The 23,769-nt window shown below is 48.0% G+C and carries 12 protein-coding genes; 5 read left to right on the forward strand and 7 right to left on the reverse strand.

Annotation, left to right across the window (positions count from 1 at the left end; translation table 11 throughout):
• Positions 1-18: 18 nt before the first annotated feature.
• From NF543_RS06180 to NF543_RS06190, 3 genes are all read right to left on the reverse strand, one after another.
• Entirely contained in the window at positions 19-3,093 is a 3,075-nt protein-coding gene (locus tag NF543_RS06180; RefSeq protein ID WP_257667238.1) for a SusC/RagA family TonB-linked outer membrane protein, read from the reverse strand.
• A gap of 122 nt (positions 3,094-3,215) precedes the next feature.
• The gene (locus tag NF543_RS06185; RefSeq protein WP_257667239.1) at positions 3,216-6,071 is read right to left on the reverse strand and encodes a TIM-barrel domain-containing protein; all 2,856 of its coding nucleotides are present in this window, start codon (positions 6,069-6,071) and stop codon (positions 3,216-3,218) included.
• A gap of 209 nt (positions 6,072-6,280) precedes the next feature.
• Positions 6,281-10,345 (reverse strand): hybrid sensor histidine kinase/response regulator transcription factor, encoded by a 4,065-nt coding sequence (locus tag NF543_RS06190; RefSeq protein ID WP_257667240.1) that lies wholly within the window; start codon positions 10,343-10,345, stop codon positions 6,281-6,283.
• Positions 10,346-10,671: 326 nt separating this feature from the next.
• On the opposite strand from NF543_RS06190, the gene NF543_RS06195 reads away from it, so the two are divergent.
• The gene (locus NF543_RS06195; RefSeq protein WP_257667241.1) at positions 10,672-13,866 is read left to right on the forward strand and encodes a SusC/RagA family TonB-linked outer membrane protein; all 3,195 of its coding nucleotides are present in this window, start codon (positions 10,672-10,674) and stop codon (positions 13,864-13,866) included.
• Positions 13,867-13,891: 25 nt separating this feature from the next.
• Positions 13,892-15,349: a RagB/SusD family nutrient uptake outer membrane protein gene (locus NF543_RS06200; protein ID WP_257667242.1), complete on the forward strand. Its 1,458-nt coding sequence runs from the start codon at positions 13,892-13,894 to the stop codon at positions 15,347-15,349.
• Positions 15,350-15,370: 21 nt separating this feature from the next.
• On the opposite strand, the gene typA is transcribed toward NF543_RS06200, so the two are convergent.
• Together typA and kbl are read right to left on the reverse strand one after the other, a co-directional pair.
• Positions 15,371-17,176, reverse strand: coding sequence for a translational GTPase TypA (gene typA / locus NF543_RS06205; RefSeq protein WP_257667243.1), 1,806 nt, complete (start codon positions 17,174-17,176; stop codon positions 15,371-15,373).
• Positions 17,177-17,264: 88 nt separating this feature from the next.
• Positions 17,265-18,455, reverse strand: coding sequence for a glycine C-acetyltransferase (gene kbl, locus NF543_RS06210; RefSeq protein ID WP_257667244.1), 1,191 nt, complete (start codon positions 18,453-18,455; stop codon positions 17,265-17,267).
• Between the two features lie 123 nt (positions 18,456-18,578).
• On the opposite strand from kbl, the gene NF543_RS06215 reads away from it, so the two are divergent.
• The 3 genes from NF543_RS06215 (at position 18,579) to NF543_RS06225 (ending at position 21,968) form a co-directional block, all read left to right on the forward strand.
• Entirely contained in the window at positions 18,579-19,892 is a 1,314-nt protein-coding gene (locus tag NF543_RS06215) for a nicotinamide mononucleotide adenylyltransferase (protein WP_257667245.1), read from the forward strand.
• A gap of 1 nt (position 19,893) precedes the next feature.
• On the forward strand, positions 19,894-20,406 hold the full coding sequence (idi, locus tag NF543_RS06220) for an isopentenyl-diphosphate Delta-isomerase (protein WP_257667246.1): 513 nt from the start codon (positions 19,894-19,896) through the stop codon (positions 20,404-20,406).
• 122 nt (positions 20,407-20,528) lie between these two features.
• A complete protein-coding gene (locus tag NF543_RS06225) occupies positions 20,529-21,968 on the forward strand; it encodes a sulfatase family protein (protein WP_257667247.1) in 1,440 nt (479 codons plus the stop codon).
• A gap of 25 nt (positions 21,969-21,993) precedes the next feature.
• Here NF543_RS06225 and NF543_RS06230 read toward each other — a convergent pair whose 3' ends face one another.
• Positions 21,994-22,785 carry an ABC transporter permease gene (locus NF543_RS06230; RefSeq protein ID WP_257667248.1) on the reverse strand — a complete coding sequence of 264 codons (792 nt, stop codon included), beginning with the start codon at positions 22,783-22,785 and terminating at the stop codon, positions 21,994-21,996.
• Positions 22,786-22,787: 2 nt separating this feature from the next.
• Complete coding sequence (locus NF543_RS06235) at positions 22,788-23,690, reverse strand: ABC transporter ATP-binding protein (RefSeq protein ID WP_257667249.1); 903 nt, start codon at positions 23,688-23,690, stop codon at positions 22,788-22,790.
• Positions 23,691-23,769: the final 79 nt, after the last annotated feature.

Raw genomic sequence — 23,769 nt, forward strand, 5'->3', positions numbered from 1 at the left:
GTTTTCATCGTTAATTGGTTAAAATCTAATATTAGCCCCTAGCATGAATGTCCGTGGCCGGGGGTAATAACCCAAATCTACCCCTGAGGAGAACCCTTCTCCATAACCTATTTCGGGATCCATACCGTTGTAGCGTGTAAAGGTATACAGGTTGAGCACTGAGGCATAGAGCCGCACCTTACTGAGGTAGCTTTTATTGAACACCTTGCCAAAGTCATACCCTACCGTTATATTGTTGATACGCAGGTAATCGCCATCGTGGATGTACAGGTCGGAAAATTGTGTCCAATTGCGCGCATCCTCCGTGACCCGAGGCATGGAATTGGATGATCCCGGGCCATGCCAACGATCTAAGATAGCCGCTGAGTAATTGGCTTGGGGACTAGAATGATTGCGCCACGATTGGACCAGCTGGTTTCCGGCCACCCCCGATGCCAGCAAAGCGAAGTCAAACCCTTTATATTCGAGAGCGATGTTGATGCCAAAGGTGTAGTTAGGATTGGGATCGCCCACCATTGTTCGATCCAAGTCATTAATGACACCATCATCATTGAGATCGATGTAGCGCACATCTCCAGGTTGCGCGCTGGGCTGTACCAATTGCCCATTTGGATTCCTGTGGGCAAGTACTTCATCCTCAGATTGGAAGATACCATCCGTTTTTAATCCCCAGAAATAGCCGATGGGAAAGCCATCTTGCGCCCGGTAAAATTCCAGGGAATTGGCGTACAGTGAATTTGTATTGCCATGTACGATACCATCTCCGGTGGGGATCCTTCCCACTTTATTGGTGTTATAGGCTCCGTTTACTCCAATTGAATAGTTCAAGTCGCCTACACGATCGTGGAATGAGAGCGCCAGCTCAACGCCTTTGTTGCGCACATCGCCTCCATTGATAAAGGGGGCAGCAGCTCCGGCGGTAGCCAGTATCGGTGCTTGGATAAGCCAGTCCCTGGTATCTTTGATATACCAATCGACGTTTACGTCCAGCCTGTTGCGCATCAACCGGGCATCCAGTCCGATATTGGTCTGCTCGGAAGTTTCCCATTTGATGAGCTCGTTGCCCAAGCGACTTGGGTAGGCGCCGGGCGTGAGCACACCCTCCTCGGGGCCAAAAATATAATTGATGCCAAAGCTTACTGGAGCGAGGAACTGAAAGCCGCTGATATTCTGGTTGCCCACCTGACCCCAGCTAGCCCTAAGCTTGAGGAAATCGAGCCATCCACTGGTGGCCTCCATAAAGGATTCATTGGTAGCAATCCATCCGGCCGAAACCGAGGGGAAATAACCCCATTGGTGACCGGGGGCAAATTTGGATGAGCCATCAGCACGGAAGGTGGCATTGAGCAAGTAGGTCTCCCTGAAATTATAGTTTAACCTGCCAAAATAGGACATCCTTCGTTCCGGTTCGACGGGGGCCCCTCCCAAGGACATGTTTGCACCGTCTGTATTAGTAGCGTTGTCTAACCAAGCATACTTAAGCCCACTGAAGATGAGGTCGCGATTGTTCCCCCATATCCCGGAACCATCCAATTTATAGGAAGATGAGCCTACCATGGCAGTGAATTGATGTTCGGGTGCCGGACTGAAATCATAGGTCAGCGTGTTATCCCACATGATTGCCCGTCCTTTACCCATGGATTGGTTCACTGAGGTGAAATCATTGAACGCATAGATTGACAAACGGTATATGGGTGAAAACGACCGTCCTTCGTTGGCATAATAATCCAGTCCGAGCATGGTTTTGAAGGTAAGTCTCGGGATCGGTTGCACCGATAGATATACGTCGCCGATAAGCTTTTGGTCATTGTTGGTGTTTTGGTTGTTGATGACCATTTCGGCATAAGGATTGGCTTCACCATTATTCCAATCGGAGCTACTGTTGTCGAAGAAATTGCCTTCCTCATCATACATAGGCACAAAGGGGCTGGTGTTGAATGCTCCGCGTAGTGTATTATTATACTGGTTGCCTACTCCGATTCCATTGTTGTTAGCATAGGTGTAGGTAAGGTGTTGCCCGAATTTGATGATGTCCTTGTAAAGCTTGTGCTCGGAATTCAACCTGAAATTGTACCGTTCATAGAAGGAAGAGCCCTTGCCTCCCACAATGCCCTCCTGCGAGGTATAAGCAATGGAGGAAGAATAGACGGATTGCTCCGTGCCTCCGGTGGCTCCTAGGGTATAATTCTGTGTAAGGGCATTATCTTCAAACATCTCGTTGAGCCAATTGGTCCCTTCGCCCATCGCGGCTAATTCATCATTGCTGAAATATGGCGGGTTTCCGGAATTAATCCGTGCTTCGTTCATGATGGCCGCGTACTCGGAGGCATTGAGCATCCGCGCTTTTTTGGCCACCTGTTGGGTTCCGGTATAACCATCAAAGGTAAGCTGAGCACGCCCAGCTTTTCCCGATCTGGTGGTAATCAGAACCACCCCGTTGGCCGACTGGGATCCATAGATGGCTGCTGATGCAGCATCCTTGAGGATGTCGATAGACTCGATATCGGCAGGGTTCAAGTAGGAAATGCTCCCTGTTTGCACGCCATCTACGATATACAGCGGGCCAGCATTGCCAATGGTACCTAGGCCCCTGACAATGACATTAAGGCCCGAACCAGGTTGACCGGATACCGTCGTAATCTGCACCCCCGGCGCTTGCCCCTGCAGCGCCTGTAGCGCGTTGGTCTGGCTTTGGCCTAGCAGGTCGTCTCCTTTTACCTGTAGGTTTGCCCCGGTAACCAGTTTTTTCTTCTGCACGCCATAGCCTACCACCACCACCTCATCAAGATCAGCGATCGACGATTGGAGCCTGATGGTCATAACGGAGGCCGCATTTACCGTTATTTCCTGTTCCAGAAATCCCAAGTACGATACGACCAAGATATCCCCAATGGATGCATTGATGGAAAATTTTCCTTGGTCATTGGTCACAGTCGCGGTGGAGCCTCCCTGCACCCGCACATTTGCTCCAGCGATAGGCGCTCCATCGTCTGCGGATAGCACGGTACCCGTGATGGTTTGTGCAAAGGCAGCTGTGGATAGCATACCGATAAGTATGGTAAGCCCCCATTTGTTGAAAAGTTGCTTGATCATATTGTTTAAATTATAGGTGTTATCGGATGAGCATACATCGATTGTGCCCATACCATTGGTTATTCCATAAATTATCATCTTGCCGGCTATCAGCCCCGGCACCCGGCTTTATTGTCTTGTTATTAATCCAATTGAATGGTTTTCTCCTTTCCGTTGTATTTTATAGTTGTCATTCTCCCAGCTTCTTTGTCAAATCCTCCGGGTCGATCCTCCGTAATGTACCCGATTCGAAAGGTCCTGCTTTTCAGCATCCCATTGAATGTGCCCTTACGTTCACCAAACACCAATTGGCGTGTTGCATGATGGTAGTGCAGGGCTATCGTGCTGAATGCTCCTTGTTCATAGTTGTAGTTGGTGCCTTCATCTTCATATAGGGTAAAATTACCATCGACTCCCGCATAGATGTAGAGGGTGATTTCTTCTGGCTTTTTCTCGTCGGTATATTGCACCGCCGGCCCCAACGGTAGGATGCTCCCCGCTTTTACAAACAGCGGCATACGCTCGTAAGGGGCCTCGGCCTCAATATGCTGCCCTCCTTGTATATATGCGCCGGAGTAGAAATCATACCAGCCTTGGCCACTTGGCAAATACACATTGCGTGATGTGGCACCTTTTTCGGTAACTGGACTAATCAATAAGTAAGGGCCGAAGAGGTATTGGTCGTTGATGTTGAGCACCTCCTTATCCTGGGCAAAATCCATGGCCATCCCCCTAATCATCGAATAATTATCGAAATAGGTCTTACCGGCCAATGAGTAGTTATAGGGAAGCAAACGATACCGCAAGTTGATGGAATAGACCATACTCGCATAGGCTGGATGCCCTTCGGGAGCGATGTTGAACGGCTCACGGAAAGGAAACTGCCCATGTGCCCTGAAGAGGGGGAGAAATGCCCCATACTGATACCAGCGCGCATTCAGTTCACGCCATTCTTCCAAGTCATCGGCATTGGGGTTATGGAAGCGCTTTTCTACCAGGAATCCACCCGCATCCATGGTCCAATAAGGTGTACCCGACATGGAGAAATTAATCCCTGCAGAAATCTGATCCTTCATATCATGCCAGCGGGATGAGATATCACCACTCCAAGCCGCGGCGGCGTAGCGTTGTTGGCCGGCAAAATATGAACGCGTGAGGATGAATACCCGCTTGTTAGGGTCCGTTTGTCGTTGCCCTTCGTAAATACCTCGTGCATTTTCTAATGGGAAGGCATTATAGTACCTTACTGATGAACCAATGGCTGGCTGCATCACGGATTTCCGCTCTTCCAGGTTGATGTTGGAGTGGATATCTGGTTCGCTAGCATCCATCCACCAAGCATCTATCCCTTTTTTATAGAGCTTTTCATTCATCAAGTCCCAAAACCCTTGTCGCGCACTTGCATTGAACGGGTCATAGAAGGTAGAGGTATAGCCTTTGCCTATCCAATCGCGGCGACCGTCATGGATATTACGCATATACAACCATCCATTGTCCCTGAAATGCGTATATACACTGGACTCCTCATTGATTTTCGGCCACACAGAGATCATAATTCTGAAATGATCCCGATGCAAACTATTGATCATGCCATCGGGGTCAGGGAATCGACCGGCATCAAAATCGTGACTGCCCCAGTCATGCTCGCGCCAATACGACCAATCTTGCACCATGTTGTCTATGGGTATGCGCCGCTTGCGGAATTCGGCGGCCACATCCAACAGTTCTTGTTGCGTTTTATAGCGCTCGCGGCTTTGCCAGAAACCAAAGGACCACCTGGGCATGATGGGTGCACGGCCCGTGAGGTGCCGATACCCGCCAATGACATCGTCCATATTATCACCAGCAATGAAGTAATAGTCTACCGCATCGCCGGCTTCCGAGTCAAAAGAAAAAAGCTGGGGACCAACTTCAGGAAGTGGTCGCTGCCAATTGATGCTGAGATAAGCCTCACCACCATCCGGCAACCATTCTACCCTGATGGGATACTTTTGATCCTTTTCCATCGTTAAATCCAATTCAAAGGATCCGGCATTCCATGATTCGCGCCAGCGGTCCTGTTGAAGCTCACCATTTATCCACACTTTTAGGTATCCAGAATACTTAAAATGTAGACGATGCAGGCCCTCATAGGGCGATTCAATCTGCCCCTCATAATGCACCAAGCTTTGGGAGAGGTCTATCGCTTTGGGCAATTTGTGTTGATCGGTCAGGTAAGCGTATTCTACCGTTGACTCAGGCCGTGAAACGATTACGTTATCAGGGTTATTTCTATCCCGGTAAGTGGCTGTTAGCCAGCCCTGCTCGCCATCGGAAGCATGCAACTTGAATGAAGAAAGAGGTAGCAAGGGACGGATGTCGCCTGCTTTGGTGATGGAATAGTTATGCCAAAGGATACCATAATTCTTGGTTGACAACAAAAAGGGCACGCCAATCGTCGTATTGTATTGCAAAAGCGTCACCTGCCGCCCTTGATAATTCATCACCCCGTTTTGATGTTGCCCTAGACCATAAAGTCCTTCATCCTCAGTGATCACAAACCCTTGTTTCACCTGATAAAAGGCATCCCCACCAAACGCATCAGCTACAAACGATTGTGCATTCCTCTTCTGTTCGGTCACAATGGGATTGCCCATCCGATCATGGAAATCTACCACACCGGTGTGCAGCGAGATATGGGCCACCAATGATGCTGTTTCAAGCGATAACATGTCGCCTTTCTCCTCCAGCGTCCATGGCCCCGCCGTACGCCTAAGGGAATCGACAATAATCAACGACTCCCGCTGGATTGCTTCATGACCCAACGGTCTTGACACCACATGGATAATTTCGTCTGTAATGACTTCCAATTCCAACTGCTGATTAATAGCCGTCTGGAGTCCCTTATATTCAATAGTGACACCAAAATCCGTTTGGATATATGTTGCCTTATTGGATTGCGCCATCGTTGGCATGGCGGCAATAATCATCAAGTATAATGCAATAAATAGGAATCTCATGGTTATAAAAACTTACGCGGTGGCTTACTCCAGTTAACATTGGCTAATGTACCCTTGTCTTACAGCACAAGCATACAGTGGTTAGCTATAGCACAAAATTAAGGGGGATATCGGGTTACGGGGGGATGCTTATGTTAACAATTTGGGGTGATTTGGTAAACCTTCTTTGCCTTTTCGCCTATAATCACTTGTTTTGGGCCTTTCAGCCATCAGGTTTCCTTGCGATATGCCGATGGGGAAGTATTGTACAAGGACTTGAAATACTTGCTGAATTGCTTGGGGTTCCCAAACCCCACTTCGTATGCCACCTCAGCCACATTCATCCCCGATTGCTCTAACAATTGGGCTGCCTGCCTGAGGCGTATATTGCGAATAAATTCAGATGGTGTGTATCCGCTAAGGGTAAGTATTCGTTTATAAAGGCCTACTCTGCTTATATTCATCTCTCTCGCCAATAGCTCCACGGAAAAATTGGGGTTGCCCATGTTGCGTGTGATGACGTCTAATGCTTTGCGCATAAACTGTTCATCGACAGAAATCACTTTTTTTTCTTCTGGCCGTACATCAAGTTGCTTTCTAAATGTCCTTTCCATGGCCTCCCTTTGTTTAAGGAGGCTGCTCACCTTAGACCGCAATAGTTCAAAATTGAAGGGTTTTATGATGTAATCTGCTGCACCAGCCTTGATTCCCGCCAACTGTGTGCTTTCATCGGCCATGGCAGTAAGTAGGATCAATGGAATATGCCGTGTACGGTTGTCTTTTTTTAGCCGGAGGCAGAACGCCACACCGTCATCTCCAGGCATACTCACATCCGAAACAATGATATCGGGATGAAAGGCCAATGCTAGCGACCATCCCTCTTCGGCGTCCTTGGCTTCCTGTATGGAGAAATACGCGCGTAGGTTATCTTTCAAATAAAACCGGAAGTCTTCGTCGTCTTCTACCAACAATACACGTCGCATGCTCCCTGTTGATGGTGCTTCACTGGCTTTCGCCAGCAATAGCGGCTGCTCATTAAGCACTTCTTTTGCTACGTCAATATCTCCGTTTACAATTTCCATTAACGGGATGGTGACCGTAAAGGCGCTCCCCTCGTTTGGGATGCTCTCCACATCGATTTTTCCATTCAGCAGTAGTGTATATTCCTTGACTATGGCAAGACCAATGCCGCTACCTTGATTGAGCATACTAGGCGGCGTATCATGTTGGAAATAACGGTCGAATATCCGAGCTTGATTTTCCTGAGGGATACCGATTCCCGTGTCGCGAACCGTAATGGTCATTTCCCGTTCTGGTTTACCCATAGATTCAGGCGTGAATGACACGTCCACCGTTACCTGGCCACCCACCGGTGTAAACTTGAATGCATTGGATAACAGGTTAAATAAGATCCGTTCCAATTTATCATGGTCAAACCACACGTATAAATGTGTTTCAGGCATTGAAAGTCTATAATCAATCCGTTTTCGTTCTGCCAAATCTGTAAATGACCCAAAATGCTGTTGAATGGCCATGGCAATATCACCTTTTTCGGGATTCAATTGCAATACCTGTGTGTCTATCTTCCTGAAATCGAGCAGCTGGTTTACGAGGTTGAGCAAGCGTTTGGCGTTGCGTTGCACAAGGATGAGGTGCTGTCTTGTGGAATCGTCTGTAGCCTCACTGGCCAGTTTGTCAAGGGGCGCAAGGATAAGGCTTATCGGTGTCCGGAATTCATGGCTTACATTGGTGAAAAATCGGGTTTTCATCCGGTCCAATTCGCGTATCCGACGAGCTTCTTCCCGCTCTTGACGCAGGGCAAAACGCGTTTTCTCACGCATTCGTTCAATATGTCGTACCAACAACAGCGCACTCACGAATACCACCAAATAAGCAAAGTAGGCCCATCCTGTTTTCCAGAACGGTGGTAATATGGTGATATCTACCAGCGTGTACTCATCACTCCATGATTCATTATCTGTAGAGGTCATTACCTTGAAGCGATAATCGCCCGGATCCAGGTTGGTGAATGTAGCCTTGCGCGATTCATTGTCCATCACCAACCATTCCTCACCAAAACCTTCGAGTTTATAGCGGAAATAAACCCCGTCCTTATGCAGGAAGTATAAGGATGCTACTTCCAGGCTCAATACATTCTGGTCATGCGGAAGCGTTATTTTACGAGTATGGCTGGGAGCGGTAGGTAATATGATACTACGGTTAAACAATTGAAAGTCGGTCAAAACCGGCTTGGGCAGTACGGAGGTATGCACGATCCGTGATGGATCGATGATGTTGAAGCCCGATGGGCCACCAAAGAGCAGTTCGCCACTCACCAAGCGCCGCGCAGCATTTTCATTGAAGGCCGTGGCTTGAAGGCCGTCACGGCGATCGTAGTTCCTAAAGCGCCAATGGCGAGGTGCTGATTGCACCTGCCTAATGGCCGAAAGGCCCTTTGCGGTACTCACCCAAATGGTGCCCTCCATATCTTCCTCAATGGTCAATACCGAATTATCAGGCAGCCCATCCTCCACCCGAAACACGTCGAAATCCATCGTACCGGGCCGGTACAGGTTGAGCCCCTCTCGCGTGGCCACCCAAATCCGATGCCGGCTATCTTCCAATATATCCGCCACATAGTCGTTGCTCAGGCTGTTGGCATTCCGTGAATCATAGGAAAAATACCGATATTGACCATTACCTTGTTCTAACACCTCCACTCCCTTCTCTGTACCAAACCAAATGTTATGCTCATGGTCTTCCATGATGACCGAAACGTAAGAGGACCGAGGCCCACCATCAGCACCGAAACCCAATGGGGTGAACGTTCCCCTTTGCCTGTCCATCAAATTTACCCCGCCCGAAAGGGTGCCAATCCAAAAACGACCCTTGGAATCCTCATATATTTCCCACACGCTATTGTCACTGATGCTTTTCGAATTGGAAGGATTGTGCTTATATTGGACAAACCTACGTCCATCAAACCGATTGAGCCCGCCGTAATAGGTACCCACCCACAGCACACCTGCTTTATCGAGATAAAGGCTCACAATCACATCACTACTTAAGCTATAGGGATCTTTGGGATTGTGCGTATATTGCGTAAAGCGGTTTTCACGCCGATTAAAATAGATAAGCCCACCTCCGTTTGTTCCAATCCAAATATTGCCCACTTGGTCTTCCACAAAACAGTTTACATCATCAAAGGGCAGTCCCGTTGGATCCCCGCGATGGCTCCTATACAGTGGGAACTGTACCTGATGCTGGTGGTAATAGCTCAACCCTCCCTTGAACGTGCCCACCCACATCATGCCGTCCACGTCCCGGTAGAGTGTTGTGGTGCTGTTGTGCGATAAGCTGCGGTCATTGAATTCATCATTCACAAGGTAGGCCATGCTATGGTCCTTTTTATCGAACAAGTTGATCCCTCCATGGTCGGTGGCAAGCCACATCCTTCCTTCCACGTCCTGGTCGATGTTGGTCACAAAATTATTATTGAGCCTTACCCCTTCGGATTGCGTATGTAAATGTTTGGGTGGATATTGTATATCGGGCCACCAATACACCCCTATGGGGACGTTCTTGGCGTACACCCATGGACGGCCATCACGGTCAATGAAGAGCTTATAGTTGGCCCGGGTTTCCGTGGCCGGAGTATAAATTGATTCCGACCATTGGATGGCCAAGGTATTGGGGTCGAGCCGTTGAACCAAGCCCAGTTCACTGACCAGCCAAATACTGCCATCCCCGCCCAAGGACATACTCGTAAAGGGCGCTGCCCCTGGTGCACCCCTATATTCCCTCAACTCATGTTGTTGTGCGTCATATCCGTAGAGCTGCCCATTGCCATGCAAAAACCAGTATCTTCCCATTGAATCCTGTTTGATACTTAATACATCACCAGCCGGAATACCCATTTCCATCAATACGCTATCCGCATTACGGATAAAGCGTGCCGTGCGGGCATCGTATATGTTATAGCCCATCTGGGTCTTCACCCATAGCCGGCCTTCCGGGCCCATAAACAAGTCGTTTATTCCATTGTCCATGAGACTCTGCATATCTTTAGGGATATGCCTGAATAATTTTACTTGATGGCCATCATAGCGGTTGAGCCCCGCCGGAGTGCCGAACCATAGAAACCCTTGGTCGTCTTTAAGAATCGCGGTGATGTTATTGTGGGATAAGCCATCATCCATATCCAATTGTTGGAATTGTACTGTTTGTGCTGTCGCGATTACCAGCCATACTCCTGGGCACATACACAATACGATTGACAAAAAGAAGCGTAACATGGTCACAACAAGGTTTTGGTTACCTTTAATCTATTTGTCAAACCTACGAAAAATTTATCGAGGCATCGTGAAATTGTAAAACCCAATGCCGATAGTTAAGCCCCTTTAACCTTGCATGTTCTTACCCAAATGGGGTAAGTTTTTCTACACCTTCTTTTTCTATTTTTCATTATACTATTCTGAATATGAATCATATGCATAAAACTGGAACGGTTTTTACATCTTATCTCACGAGAATCAATGGACTCCATTCGGGAGAAAACGCATCTACCCCCAGACAGTCAATTATAAAAAACAAAACACTAGCTTCAGGCGTATACTACATTATGGAAAAAAATATTGGAAACTATGTGATCACCTATTCCTCTTATTTCACTTCGGTAAAGATCAGCATAGTTTGCTGGGGCATTATACTTTCACTTCATAGCCAAAAAACCAAAGCTTCAGGTTTATCCGTTCGTCATCAAATTACCAACCAGGACACAATCAAAGCACAAGACACCGCCAAGCAAGACGCTGTAAAAGGCCGGGTGACCGACAGTAAAAAAGCCCCGTTAGCTGGAGTCACCATTGAAGTTAAGGGTACAGATGTTCTTGTACAGTCTGATGAAGAAGGAGCTTTCGAAATCAAAACTTCGGCAGACTCCTCTTCCATGTTGGTGTTTTCCCTGCTGGGGTTCGAAACCTTTGAAATGCCCATGAACTTAGCCAATGGACAAACCATTGAACTCACGGAAGCTGCTGCCGAGGCTTTAGATGAGGTGGTGGTAATCGGCTACGGCACGGTGCAGAAGAAAAACCTTACCGGGGCAGTAAGCACCCTCAAGGGTGCAGACTTTCAGAACAATGCCATTACCAACACGGAAGAAGGTATTGCCGGCAAAATTGCAGGTGTACGGGTGAGTCAGCCTTCGGGACTACCTGGGTCTGCCATGAACGTCAAAATTCGGGGGATTAATTCCATCACGGCCTCCAGTTCGCCCCTGTACGTGGTTGACGGTATCCCGCAAGACCATATGCGCAATATAAATCCCCGGGATATCGCGTCCATGGAAGTGCTGAAAGACGCTTCTTCAGCGGCGATATATGGAGCCCGGGGAGGCAATGGCGTAATTGTTATTACCACCCGTTCGGGTGCGGAAGGCAAAACGCAAATCGATTTTGATGCCTATACCGGTTTTCAGAAAGTAGATAATGTATTGCCCATGATGAATACCGAGGATTACACCGCTTACATCATGTATGTGCGCAATGAACGTTTCCGGCTCACGGGCGGCGATTTGAGCCAGCCTATTACAAGCCGTCCAGCCGAGTTCCAATACCCGGAATCCTACCTGACACCCGGTAGCTTACCCAACAACAATTGGCAAGATATCATCTACCGCCGGGCAATGATGCAAAATTACAACCTCAATGTATCAGGGGGTGGCGAAATCGGATCGTATGTGGTGTCAGGAGGGTACCTACGGCAAGATGGGGTAATGCACCATACGGGTTTTGAGCGTTACAATTTGCGGGCAAATACGCTATTCAATATCGGAGAAGCCCTAAAAATAGGGGCAAACCTTGCCTTGTCTGCCACTCGGCAAAACAACCCCAATACCGAAGGCAAGGAAAGCAATGCACATTACGCCATCGTGATGCCTCCTGTTGTAGGTATCGATCAGAATACGGAGGCAACAGGTTATTCACAAGCACAAACCTTTATCAACCCACTGGTGCGGTTGGAAGAAATGACCGCAGCAGGCAAAGGCACCAACATTCAGCTCAATACCTTTGCGGATTATACCCCCATCCCTGAGTTGACTTTGCGCTCCCAATTGGGGTATAATTCCCATAATGCTACATATAATGAATTTATTCCATTCAATGTCAATAAGGGAGCACAAGCCACCGGGTTCGCTACTAACCGCAATACATACCATTTCAGCATCCAAAATACGGCGAACTATGTCCCCGACCTCGGGGACAGTCATTTTTTGGATGTCCTTTTGGGGCAGAGCTTTGAACGTTTCCGTGAGGAATACATGGCGGCAGGCGGCGATGGCTATCCCAATGACTTGATACCTTCACTCAATAATGCAGGCAATCCCACGTTGGCTACCACCTCCATTGGCGTGAACGCCATCACCTCATTCTTTGGCCGTATACAATATCATTTTTTGGATAAGTACCTGCTCTCCTTGGCGGCGCGCTATGATGGGTCTTCACGGTTCGGCCCCAATAATAAGTGGGGTTTGTTTCCTTCCCTTTCCGTGGGTTGGAAGATCAACGAGGAAAATTTCCTGAGCGACGTGGAATGGATGTCGCTGCTTAAAATCAGGGCATCCATTGGTATGGCGGGCAATGACCGTATCGGCAACTATGAACACATTTCTTTGCTTGCCGGACAAAACTATAACCTCAATGGCAAGTTGGTAAATGGGCTGGTGCCTTCCAACATTCCTAATCCCAACTTGAGCTGGGAGACCACCATATCGCGTGATATAGGGTTGGATGTTTTTCTGTTCGAGGACCGGATACAGTTTACTGCCGATATGTATTTCAACCGCACGCGCGATCTGTTACTCAGGGTGCCCGTCACCCGTTTGAGTGGTTTTTCTACCATCCGCCGCAACATCGGCGAGATGCAAAACAATGGATGGGAGCTCCAGCTTACCACCCAGAACATCAATAATGAATCCCTACGTTGGAATACGTCGTTCAACTTCTCTCAAAACCGAAATAAGGTATTGAGCATGGGGCCAGATAATGCGCCGATTATCATCAACTCATGGAATGGCGATGCCTTTGTGACTCGTGTGGGCCATCCCGTAGGTAGCTATTACATGTATCGCACACAGGGGTTGCTTACAGCGTCGGATTTTGACGCCGATGGCAATCCGCTAGTACCTACACTTGATGGGCAATTGGCCGGCAATTTGAGGGCGGTAGACGTCAATGGCGATGGCATCATTAATACGGACGACCAGGCAGCCGTTGGTAGTTTCCAGCCCGATTTTTTATGGGGCATATCCAGCAAGCTGTCGTTCAAAGGGTTCGATTTCAGTTTCGACCTGCAGGGTCAGCAAGGGGGCGAGATCTTCTATCAGGGACGAAGGGGATTTGATAACGGCGTGGGTGATGGCACCAACCAATACAGCCGCTGGCGCTATTCCTACAAATCTCCTGAGAGCATGGCTTCCATTCCCGCAGGGCGTGATATGACTTGGGATGGTGAAACACCCAATTTTTTTGGTGTGAACCCATTTTATAATGATACGTGGGTGTATGATGCGTCATTTGTCCGTATCCGCAACATCACCTTGGGGTATAACCTGCCATCGAGTTTGCTTGAACGCTTGAAAATAAGCAACGCCCGTATTTATGTGATGGGAGATAATGTATACACGTTTACCGATTATCCTGGAGCCAATCCTGAGGCAAATAATGAAGGCAATGAAAGCACGGCTGCAGGTGTAGATTATGGGGCATATCCCCTTTCACGCCGGTATACCTTGGGCATTAATGTGGTATTTTGATCGCTAACAATTAAAAACAATGACAATGGTATCCTATTATAAAACATGTATAGCATTCCTTATTGTGGTATTTTGCAGCACGGCCTGCAACAAAGATATTGATCTATCTCCCGAATCGAATTATAATGCCAATGATTTTTATACCACCGAACAGGATTTCAAATTAGCCATCGCAGGTGCCTACGGCGGCCTTAGGGGCATCCATAGCTACCAATATCCATTGGTGCTGGAGAGCCTAAGCGATAACATCAGTACGTTTACAAACAATCCCTATACCCGGATGGGCTTCTCTGATGGAGAGACTAATATCTTGTCGATATGGTCAGCCTATTGGGCCATCATTAACCGCAACAACAACATCCTCGCCACGATAGACCAAGGCACATTCATCAACGAGGAGTGGAGGGGCATCATCAAAGGAGAAGCCTTATTCTTACGGGCATTTTCATACTTTCAGCTTGGCTGGCTTTTCGGTGGTGTTCCCATCATCGAAGCTCCCCTTACAGCAGAGGAATTGACAACCATCCCCCGTGCCACGCAGGAGGAGACAATGGCTTTTGCTGCTGCAGGTTTTGAGCAGGCCGCGGAACTATTGCCGGAGGAACAGACAGGCGACCAAGCCGGCCGTGCCACGGCCTATTCCGCCAAAGGGCTATTGGCTCGCCTCCATGTGTTTTCTAAAGATTATGATGCGGCACATCCGATTTTGGAAGAAATCATCCAATCAGAGCGGTATGCCATCTACGATATCTTTGCCGATTGTTTTCTTGATAGCCGGGACAATGGCTCGGAACATGTCTTTCAAGTCCAATACACATCGGGCTTGGTAAATCAGGGAAATCAGTTGGTATACACGCTGGTGCCGGAAAACATCCGGTCGGAACTTTTCCCCAATGGGGGTCGTTCCCTTTGGCTGGCTGTATCACGCGACCTTTATAACAGCTATGACACCTTGGATAACCGCCGTGATTTTACCATACAAAAGGGGTATACCTCCAGCAGTAATGTCACCGATACCAGTACGTTGCTTTTTATCAAACTGGCACATGGGGCCGTACCGCCAGATCCATTTGACTATGGTGTAAACCTATCCATACTACGCTATACCGACGTGCTGTTGATGTATGCAGAAGTACTGAATGAGTTAGGCTATGTGCCGGATGGTGAGGCGTTTCAGCTGGTTAATCGCATTCGGGAGCGGGCCGGACTACCCCCATGGGATGCTACCTCCATCCCATCGCAGGAAGCGTTTCGAGAGGCGCTATTCGAAGAGCGAAGAAAAGAATTTGCCGGTGAATTCCTTCGCTGGTTTGACCTTGTGAGGCAGGGAGAAGAAAAAATGCAAACGACTATGGATGCTTTTCTATCACAACTAGCAGAGGGGAGCGATACGTATCGGTTTGACCCGAAATATCTCCTATTGCCCATTCCCGCAGCTGAACGACAAACAAATCCCACGTTAGAACAAAACCCCGGTTATTGAAAACCCCTACGGGTTTAGCTTTTACTGGAACTTCTTCGCGTTTATCTTACGCTCGTTTTCCGTGAGGTAAATCTTACGGAGGCGAATACTCTTGGGTGTCACTTCGATGTATTCATCTGCTTGGATATATTCCATCGATTCTTCCAACGAGAATTTAACGGCAGGGGCGATGCGCGTATTGTCATCGCTACCTGAAGCCCGCATATTGGTGAGCTGCTTGCCCTTTACGAGGTTTACCACAAGGTCGTTGTCACGGATGTGTTCACCCACGATTTGCCCTTCATAGATATCCACGCCGGGGTCTACGAAAAACCGTCCTCTATCTTGTAGCTTATCGATGGAATAGGCTGTTGTCTGTCCCTTCTCCATGGATACCAGCACCCCGGACAGTCGGCCTGGGATCGTGCCTTTCCAGGGTTCATAGCCCTTGAAACGGTGTGCCATCACGGCTTCACCAGCGGTAGCGGTGAGCACATTATTACGCAAGCCGATGATGCCCCGCGCGGGGATATCAAATTCGAGGTGCTGCATGTCGCCCTTGGTCTCCATCACCAGGAGTTCGCCCTTACGTTGGGTGACCAGTTCGATGACCTTGCCCGATACTTCGGCGGGTACATCCACCACCATGGTTTCAATAGGTTCGCATTTGACGCCATCGATTTCTTTGATGATTACTTGCGGTTGCCCCACCTGCAATTCATACCCTTCGCGACGCATGGTCTCAATCAGTACCGACAGGTGAAGGATGCCTCGACCATAGACCAAAAACGAATCCGGTGATTCGGTGGGCACCACTCGCAAGGCAAGGTTCTTCTCCATTTCCTTATGTAGCCTATCATGTAGGTGTCGTGAGGTTACAAATTTACCCTCTTTGCCAAAGAACGGTGAGTTGTTGATGGTAAAGAGCATATTCATCGTGGGCTCATCGATTTTGATGATCGCCAGTTGCTCCGGGTTTTCGAAGTCGGCAATCGTGTCGCCAATGTCAAATCCTTCAATCCCCACCACGGCACAGATATCCCCAGCTTTCACTTCTTGCACTTTTACTCGACCAAGGCCTACGAAGGTATGCAGTTCTTTCACGCGTGATTTCACGATTTTGCCTTCCCGTTTGACCAAGGATATCGGCTGGTTTTCCTTAATGCTGCCCCGTGCCACCCTGCCAATGGCTATCCGCCCTACGAAAGAGGAATAATCCAACGAAGTAACCTGCATCTGCAATGTTCCCTCTGAATACGGTGCTGAAGGGATGTGCTCCAATATAGCGTCCAATAGGGCGGTAAAATTATCTGTTGGTTGTTTCCAATCGGTAGACATCCATCCTTGCTTGGACGACCCGTACAATACCGGAAAATCCAATTGTTCTTCCGTGGCATCGAGGTTGAAAAACAGTTCGAACACAGCCTCGTATACCTCCTCGGGGCGACAGTTTTCCTTGTCGACCTTGTTGACCACCACAATGGGCTTAAGGCCTAAAGCCAGTGCCTTTTGGGTCACGAAACGCGTTTGAGGCATGGGGCCTTCAAAAGCATCCACCAATAGGATTACCCCATCGGCCATTTTCAATACACGCTCCACTTCTCCCCCAAAATCGGCGTGACCGGGCGTGTCTATAATATTGATTTTTATATCTTGATACTGTACCGATACGTTTTTGGACACGATAGTGATGCCTCGCTCACGTTCCAAGTCGTTGCTATCCAGTATGAGTTCACCCATTTGCTCATTCTCGCGGAAGAGGTTGGTGAAGTGGAGGATCTTGTCTACCAACGTTGTTTTCCCGTGGTCTACGTGTGCGATGATCGCTATATTTCTGATTTTCTGCATTTCGCCGAAGCTTTTTTACCAATTTTGAGGGCGCAAAGGTAGGGAAAATTTATTAGAGTTGGGTGATTTATTATGAGTCTCTTTGGGATCACTGAATAACCCCTAATTCCTTGCCCACCTTAGTAAATGCAGCTATTGCCTTGTCCAAATGATGCTGTTCATGGGCAGCGGAAAGCTGTACACGGATACGGGCTTTTTCCTTGGGCACCACAGGAAAATAGAACCCAATCACATAAATGCCCTCTTCCAGCATCCTAGCAGCAAATTGCTGGGCCAGTTTCGCATCATACAGCATCACGGGCACAATGGGGTGTACCCCTGGTTTGATGTCAAAACCCGCTTCCGTCACTTTCCTGCGGAAATAGTTGGTGTTATATTCCAGCTTATCTCGCAATTGAGTGGTTTGGCTCAGCATATCCAGCACAGCGATAGATGCTCCGGCGATAGCTGGAGCCAACGTGTTAGAAAACAGGTAAGGCCGTGAGCGCTGACGCAGCATGTCGATGATTTCCTTGCGGCCAGCGGTAAATCCACCGGAGGCTCCGCCTAAGGCTTTGCCTAAGGTGCCTGTGATGATGTCTACGCGGTCCATCACACTATGCAACTCATGCGTGCCCCGTCCGGTTTTGCCGATGAATCCCGTGCAGTGCGATTCATCAATCATCACCAACGCTTCATATTGGTCGGCCAAATCACATAGCTTGTCCAGGGGAGCAATGCTGCCATCCATAGAAAAAGCCCCATCGGTCACGATAATGCGATGGCGGGCGCCCTGCGCAGCTTTGAGCTGCTCCTCCAGGTCGGCCATATCACAGTTCTTGTAGCGGAATCGCTGGGCCTTGCATAGCCGCACCCCGTCGATAATGGAAGCATGGTTGAGTTCATCGGAGATAATCGCATCTTCGGCACCAAGCAAGGGTTCGAATACCCCTCCATTGGCATCAAAAGCCGCCGCATAAAGGATGGTATCTTCCGTGCCGAGAAACTGTGATATTTTTTCTTCCAAAGACTTGTGAATATCCTGCGTGCCACAGATGAAACGTACAGACGACATGCCATAGCCATGGGAATCGATGGTGTTCTTGGCCGTCTCAATCACTTCGGGGTGTGATGATAGCCCCAGGTAATTGTTGGCGCAAAAGTTGATTACCGCTTCGCCACTTTGAACCTCGATGTCGGCCCCTTGGGGCGTTACGATCACACGTTCATTTTTATATAGTCCGGCATCTTTGATCGCTTGCAATTCTTGTTGCAGTGCGGGTTGGAGGGTTTTGTACATGAAGCAAAAATTAAAAACGTTAAGTTAAAAAGCAAAAGTCAAGAATTAAAACGCTAATTCAAAATTCGTAAATCTAAAATCGTAAATCGTAAATCTAAAATTCTAAAGCCCTATCTTTGTCCCATGGCAAGAGAAATCTTCGAAACGAAGCGAAAAGCGCTACGCATCAACCTGAATGAAGAAATCTATGGTACGTTTGCAGAAATCGGTGCTGGACAGGAGGTAGCCCGCAATTTTTTCAATGCCGGAGCAGCATCGGGCACCATTGCCAAAACCATCTCGGCCTATGACATGGCCTTCAGCGATGCCATTTACGGCGTGGAGAGTTCGGGAAGATATGTGAGCCGCTCGCGGCTACGCAAAATGCTGGTACATGAGTTTGAGTTGCTCACGGAACGCCTCACCGGCGAAAAATACCACACCAAACGACTCTTTACCTTCGCCGGCACGGTGGCCGCACTGAACTTTAGCAAAACCAATGACGCCCACGGATGGATCGGCATCCGCTTCCAGCATGAAGCAGGAGGCCCCCCAAACGACATCATCTTCCATGTGCGCTTACTGGATAGCGATACCATGTTGCAGCAAAAAGTGTTGGGCATACTCGGCGTAAACCTTGTTTTCGCAGCCTATTATTATACCCAGGATGTGCAAACCATGATTGAATCACTGGCCGACAACCTTTCACCGGGCTCCGTGGAAATTGATTTGGTGAAATTGAATGGCCCCGTATTCAAGGATGTGAATGAGCGACTCATCAATCTTTATCTCATTGCCAAAGGGTTTTCCAAGGCGGCTATTTTCAACCCTGAGGGCTCAGCCTATCAAAGCAAGGACTTTTTATACAAAAAAGATATCATGATTCTGCGCACGAAGTACCGGCAGAAATCCAATCCGAACTTTGACCTGTTTAATCTTGCCGTAGACCAGTTTAAACGCAATCTCGGCATCAAAGACAACCATTTGGTGGTGATGATTGAGGTGCTGATGAGTAATGCGCTGGATGAAACCCCTGACATTAGCAACGAAGACTTAGTTTATTTCGCTGAGCGTGCCGAATACCTTTGCAGCACGGGTAATCATATCCTCGTGTCCAACTTCACACGCAATCATTACTTGGCCGAATATCTTGCCCAATTCAAACCGCGTAACGTGGGCATTTCTACCAATATATCCAACTTGCGCAACGTCTTCAATTCCACACAATACAACAAAGGTGATTATACCAATGAACTGCTGGCTTATGTGAGTGGCTTATTTAGCAAAAACGTAAAGCTATATGCCTATCCTTATCTCAATAAACAGGATAATCAAATCATCACGACCAAAAACATGCCGGTATCGGATGAGGCGAGACCGCTCTTTGAGTTTCTCGTTAAGAATGATTACATCATTGACATCGAGGATTACGATGAGCGTTATGTGAAGACCGTTTGATATGCAAACCGAAAATGTCATATTGGTAAATGAGCAAGATCAGGCTGTTGGCACCATGGAAAAATTGGAGGCCCACCGGCAAGGATTGCTGCATCGGGCCATTAGTGTTTTCATATTTGACAACGATAAACGGCTACTGCTCCAGCAACGGGCGCTAAGCAAATACCATAGTGCCGGCCTGTGGACCAATACCTGCTGCAGCCATCCGGTTCCCAGTGAGGAAGCGCTGGCAGCGGCACATCGACGGCTAGGGGAGGAGATGGGGCTGGAAACTCCATTGACCTTCGCATTTACTTTTTTATACCGCACGCCATTTGACAACGGTTTGGTTGAGCACGAATTGGACCATGTCTTCATAGGCCATACCAACAAAACGCCCCTCATCAATCCCGAGGAGGTAGCCGATTACCAATGGTGGCGTTTTGAAGATCTCCAAGATGAAATTCAATCCAATCCTCAAGCTTATACCGTATGGTTCCGGCTCATCTATCAAAAGGTCTTTGCCTTAGTTTAGCCTCCTTCGCTATTGTTTTCTTATTCACCTCCAGTTTTGTTCCCAAAAAAAGAAAACATTCCCTAACTTAGCGGCTATACACCTATTGATACCAGCATGTTTCATGTCAAAAGAATTATTACATGACCAAGTATATTTTATTCTATTTACTGATTCCGGCACTATTTCTTCATTGCAGCCTTTCCAAAGCCCAGCATAAATCGCCGGCAAAACGCCCTAATATCATTGTCATCTTTACCGATGATCAGGGCTATGAGGACGTTGGCGTTTTTGGATCGCCGGATATCCTTACCCCTAACTTGGACCAAATGGCTGCAGAGGGGGTCAAATTCACTAATTTCCATGTTGCACAGGCTGTCTGCTCGGCCTCCAGGGCCGCACTGCTAACGGGCAGTTATTCCAATAGGGTGGGTATCCATGGTGCCTTGAATCACACCAGCGAATATGGCCTGAACCCCGAAGAAACGACCATCGCAGAAGTGGTCAAACCGCTTGGTTACCGTACCGCCATTATCGGCAAATGGCATCTCGGGCACCACAAGGAATTCCTTCCAACCAGGCAAGGTTTCGATGAATTTTTTGGCCTGCCCTATTCCAATGATATGTGGCCTCATCATCCCGAGAACAAGGGTTATTATCCTCCATTGCCCTTATATGAAAATGAAAATATCATCGACACCCTCGAAAATCAACACCTGCTGACCACTTGGTATACCGAAAGAGCGTTGGATTTTATCGAACGGAATACGGAAACTCCCTTCTTCTTGTATTTGGCCCATAGTATGCCTCATGTGCCTTTGTTTGTCTCGGATAAATTCAAAGGCAAATCCGAAAGGGGGTTATATGGAGATGTAATCATGGAAATCGACTGGTCGGTTGGCCAAATCCTGGAAGCCCTTAAAAAACATGGCCTCGATGATAATACCTTGGTTATTTTCACATCGGACAATGGCCCCTGGCTTTCCTATAGTGGTCATTCCGGTTCGGCAAATCCATTGCGCGAAGGAAAAGGCACCTCCTGGGAAGGTGGCGTGCGTGTGCCATGCATCATGAGGTGGCCGGGCAAGTTGCCCGCAGGTAAAACCCAGACCGAGGCAGCCATGACCATAGACCTGTTGCCCACCATAGCACACCTTACAGGAGGGCAACTGCCGGAACATAAAATCGATGGGCTCGATATATGGCCGTTGATACAACTGGAGGAAAACGAGACTTCCCCGCATGAGGCCTATTACATCTATTATAACAAGAATGAACTTCAAGCCGTTTTAATGGGCCATTGGAAGCTTTACCTGCCGCACGCTTACCGCAGGATTAGAGCAGGACAGCCGTTCAGGGACGATGGCATCCCCATTAAGTATGAAATGACCAAAATCGAAAAACCGGAATTGTACCACCTTGGCGACGATATCAGCGAAACTAATAACCTGGCGGATAAAAATCCGGAAGTAGTGGAAAAAATGCTCCAGTTGGCACAACAGGCCAGAGAAGACATGGGAGATGCCTTGATGCAAATGGAAGGAAAAAACCTGAGGGAGCCCGGTAGATTGGACGTTAATTAAGTCAAAACAACTCGCTTCTCCACACTTACTTTACACTTCGGCGCGCTACAATGATATAGCCAAGGACAAAAGCCACGGCGGCTACAATAAGCCCCACAACCACTTCTTGTGAAAAAACATTGACATCCACGGTGCCACTTTCCGAGGGTTTCATGGATTGCAAGGCCAACAAGGGATGTGCATAGGGGATCAGGTAGTCATATTCCCAATTTACATTGGCCGCGATGATGCCTGCAACGGTACTCAGGAAGCCTATGCCCATGGGTTTGATGAAGTCTGTCCATATCAAGCTCAGTAGGAATTGGATAGCGAGGATACCCATGCCAGACAAAAACAGCTTGGTATGTAGCAAAAAAGCCTCCGCGGCAAAATTATATTGATGAAACTTGAGCTCGTCGGGTTTCATTACGCCCAATATATTGCCTCCAGCCAGTAAGAGGGCAGCAAACAAAAAGAGGCAAAGCGCAATGAGCAACACAGCAAAGCCAAATTTACCCGCGTATATACCCCACCGATTGAGTGGCAGGCTAAAGATACTCTTCCACATATCGGCCCGATGCTCGATGTTATTGACTGAATAAGCCACAAAAATCACAAACATGGGCATAAGCAATACCCCCATCACCCCCAATACACCATCGACGTACTGCCCCCAGATTACGATGCCTTCTGATTGGGTAAATTTACCGCTTTTGGCATAGAAACCAAACGTAATCAGGCTGATAATCGCCACGGGAAGCAATATTGCGCCCCAAAAAGCTAATGTCTTACGCGATTTATAAAATTCCGAACGTAAGGAAACAAGGAATGAATGCATAGTTAGTTTTTCGTGATATCAAGAAATAGGTTTTCCAGGTCTTTCCTTTGGTGTTGCAGGGAGAACACAGTAAATCCATGGTTGACCAGCAAGGTATTTACGCGCCCCATCTCTTCCTGGCTATTGAAAGGTACGTTCAGAAATCCGTCCGAAGCGGATATCAAAAATCCTTCTTGGGTAAGAAATTCGCCCGCTTCGGCAAGCCTATCCACCCCGATACGCACCAGGCTTGCATTGAGTGCATGCAGCTCATGTATACTTCCTTGGAAGAGGAGTTTGCCTTTATTGATAATGCCCACATGTGTGGCCATCTTTTCCACTTCGGCAAGCAGGTGACTGGAAACAAAGATGGTTTTCCCTTGGTTTTGGGCAAGGTCTTGTAGCAATTCACGCACTTCGATAATGCCATTGGGATCAAGGCCGTTTGTGGGTTCATCGAGGATTAGCAATTCCGGATCAGCAAGCAGCGCAAGGGCTATCCCTAAACGCTGCTTCATCCCTAGCGAATAGTTGCTGGCTTTCTTTTCAGCTGCCTGTTCCAAGTCTACAAGCTTAAGCAATTGCTGTACATTCTTCTTTGGGACACCGAGAAGCATCGCCCGGTTGGTGAGATTTTCCCTACCGCTGAGGTGCCCATATATAGCGGGTTGTTCCACTAGTGAACCTACACGTGATAAAATCCCAACCCGCTTGGCATTCAGTTCTTGCCCAAACAGATAGATATTCTTTTCTCGGGTACGCAATAGATTGAGCAGCAATTTGATGGTTGTCGTCTTACCTGCCCCATTGGGTCCAAGAAAGCCATATATGCTACCCTTAGGCACTTGTAATGATACATTGTCTACCACTTGTTGTGTGCCAAAGCGGAATTGGAGTGCCTGTGTTTCTATGCTATAATCATACATACGTACAGATTTTGTTAGTTTAGATAGCCGGCTTTAGGGATTGTTACAGGGCATGTAGCCCACATCGTCAAAGCGGCTG

The organism is Parapedobacter tibetensis, assembly GCF_024704835.1.
Taxonomy (GTDB): domain Bacteria; phylum Bacteroidota; class Bacteroidia; order Sphingobacteriales; family Sphingobacteriaceae; genus Parapedobacter; species Parapedobacter tibetensis.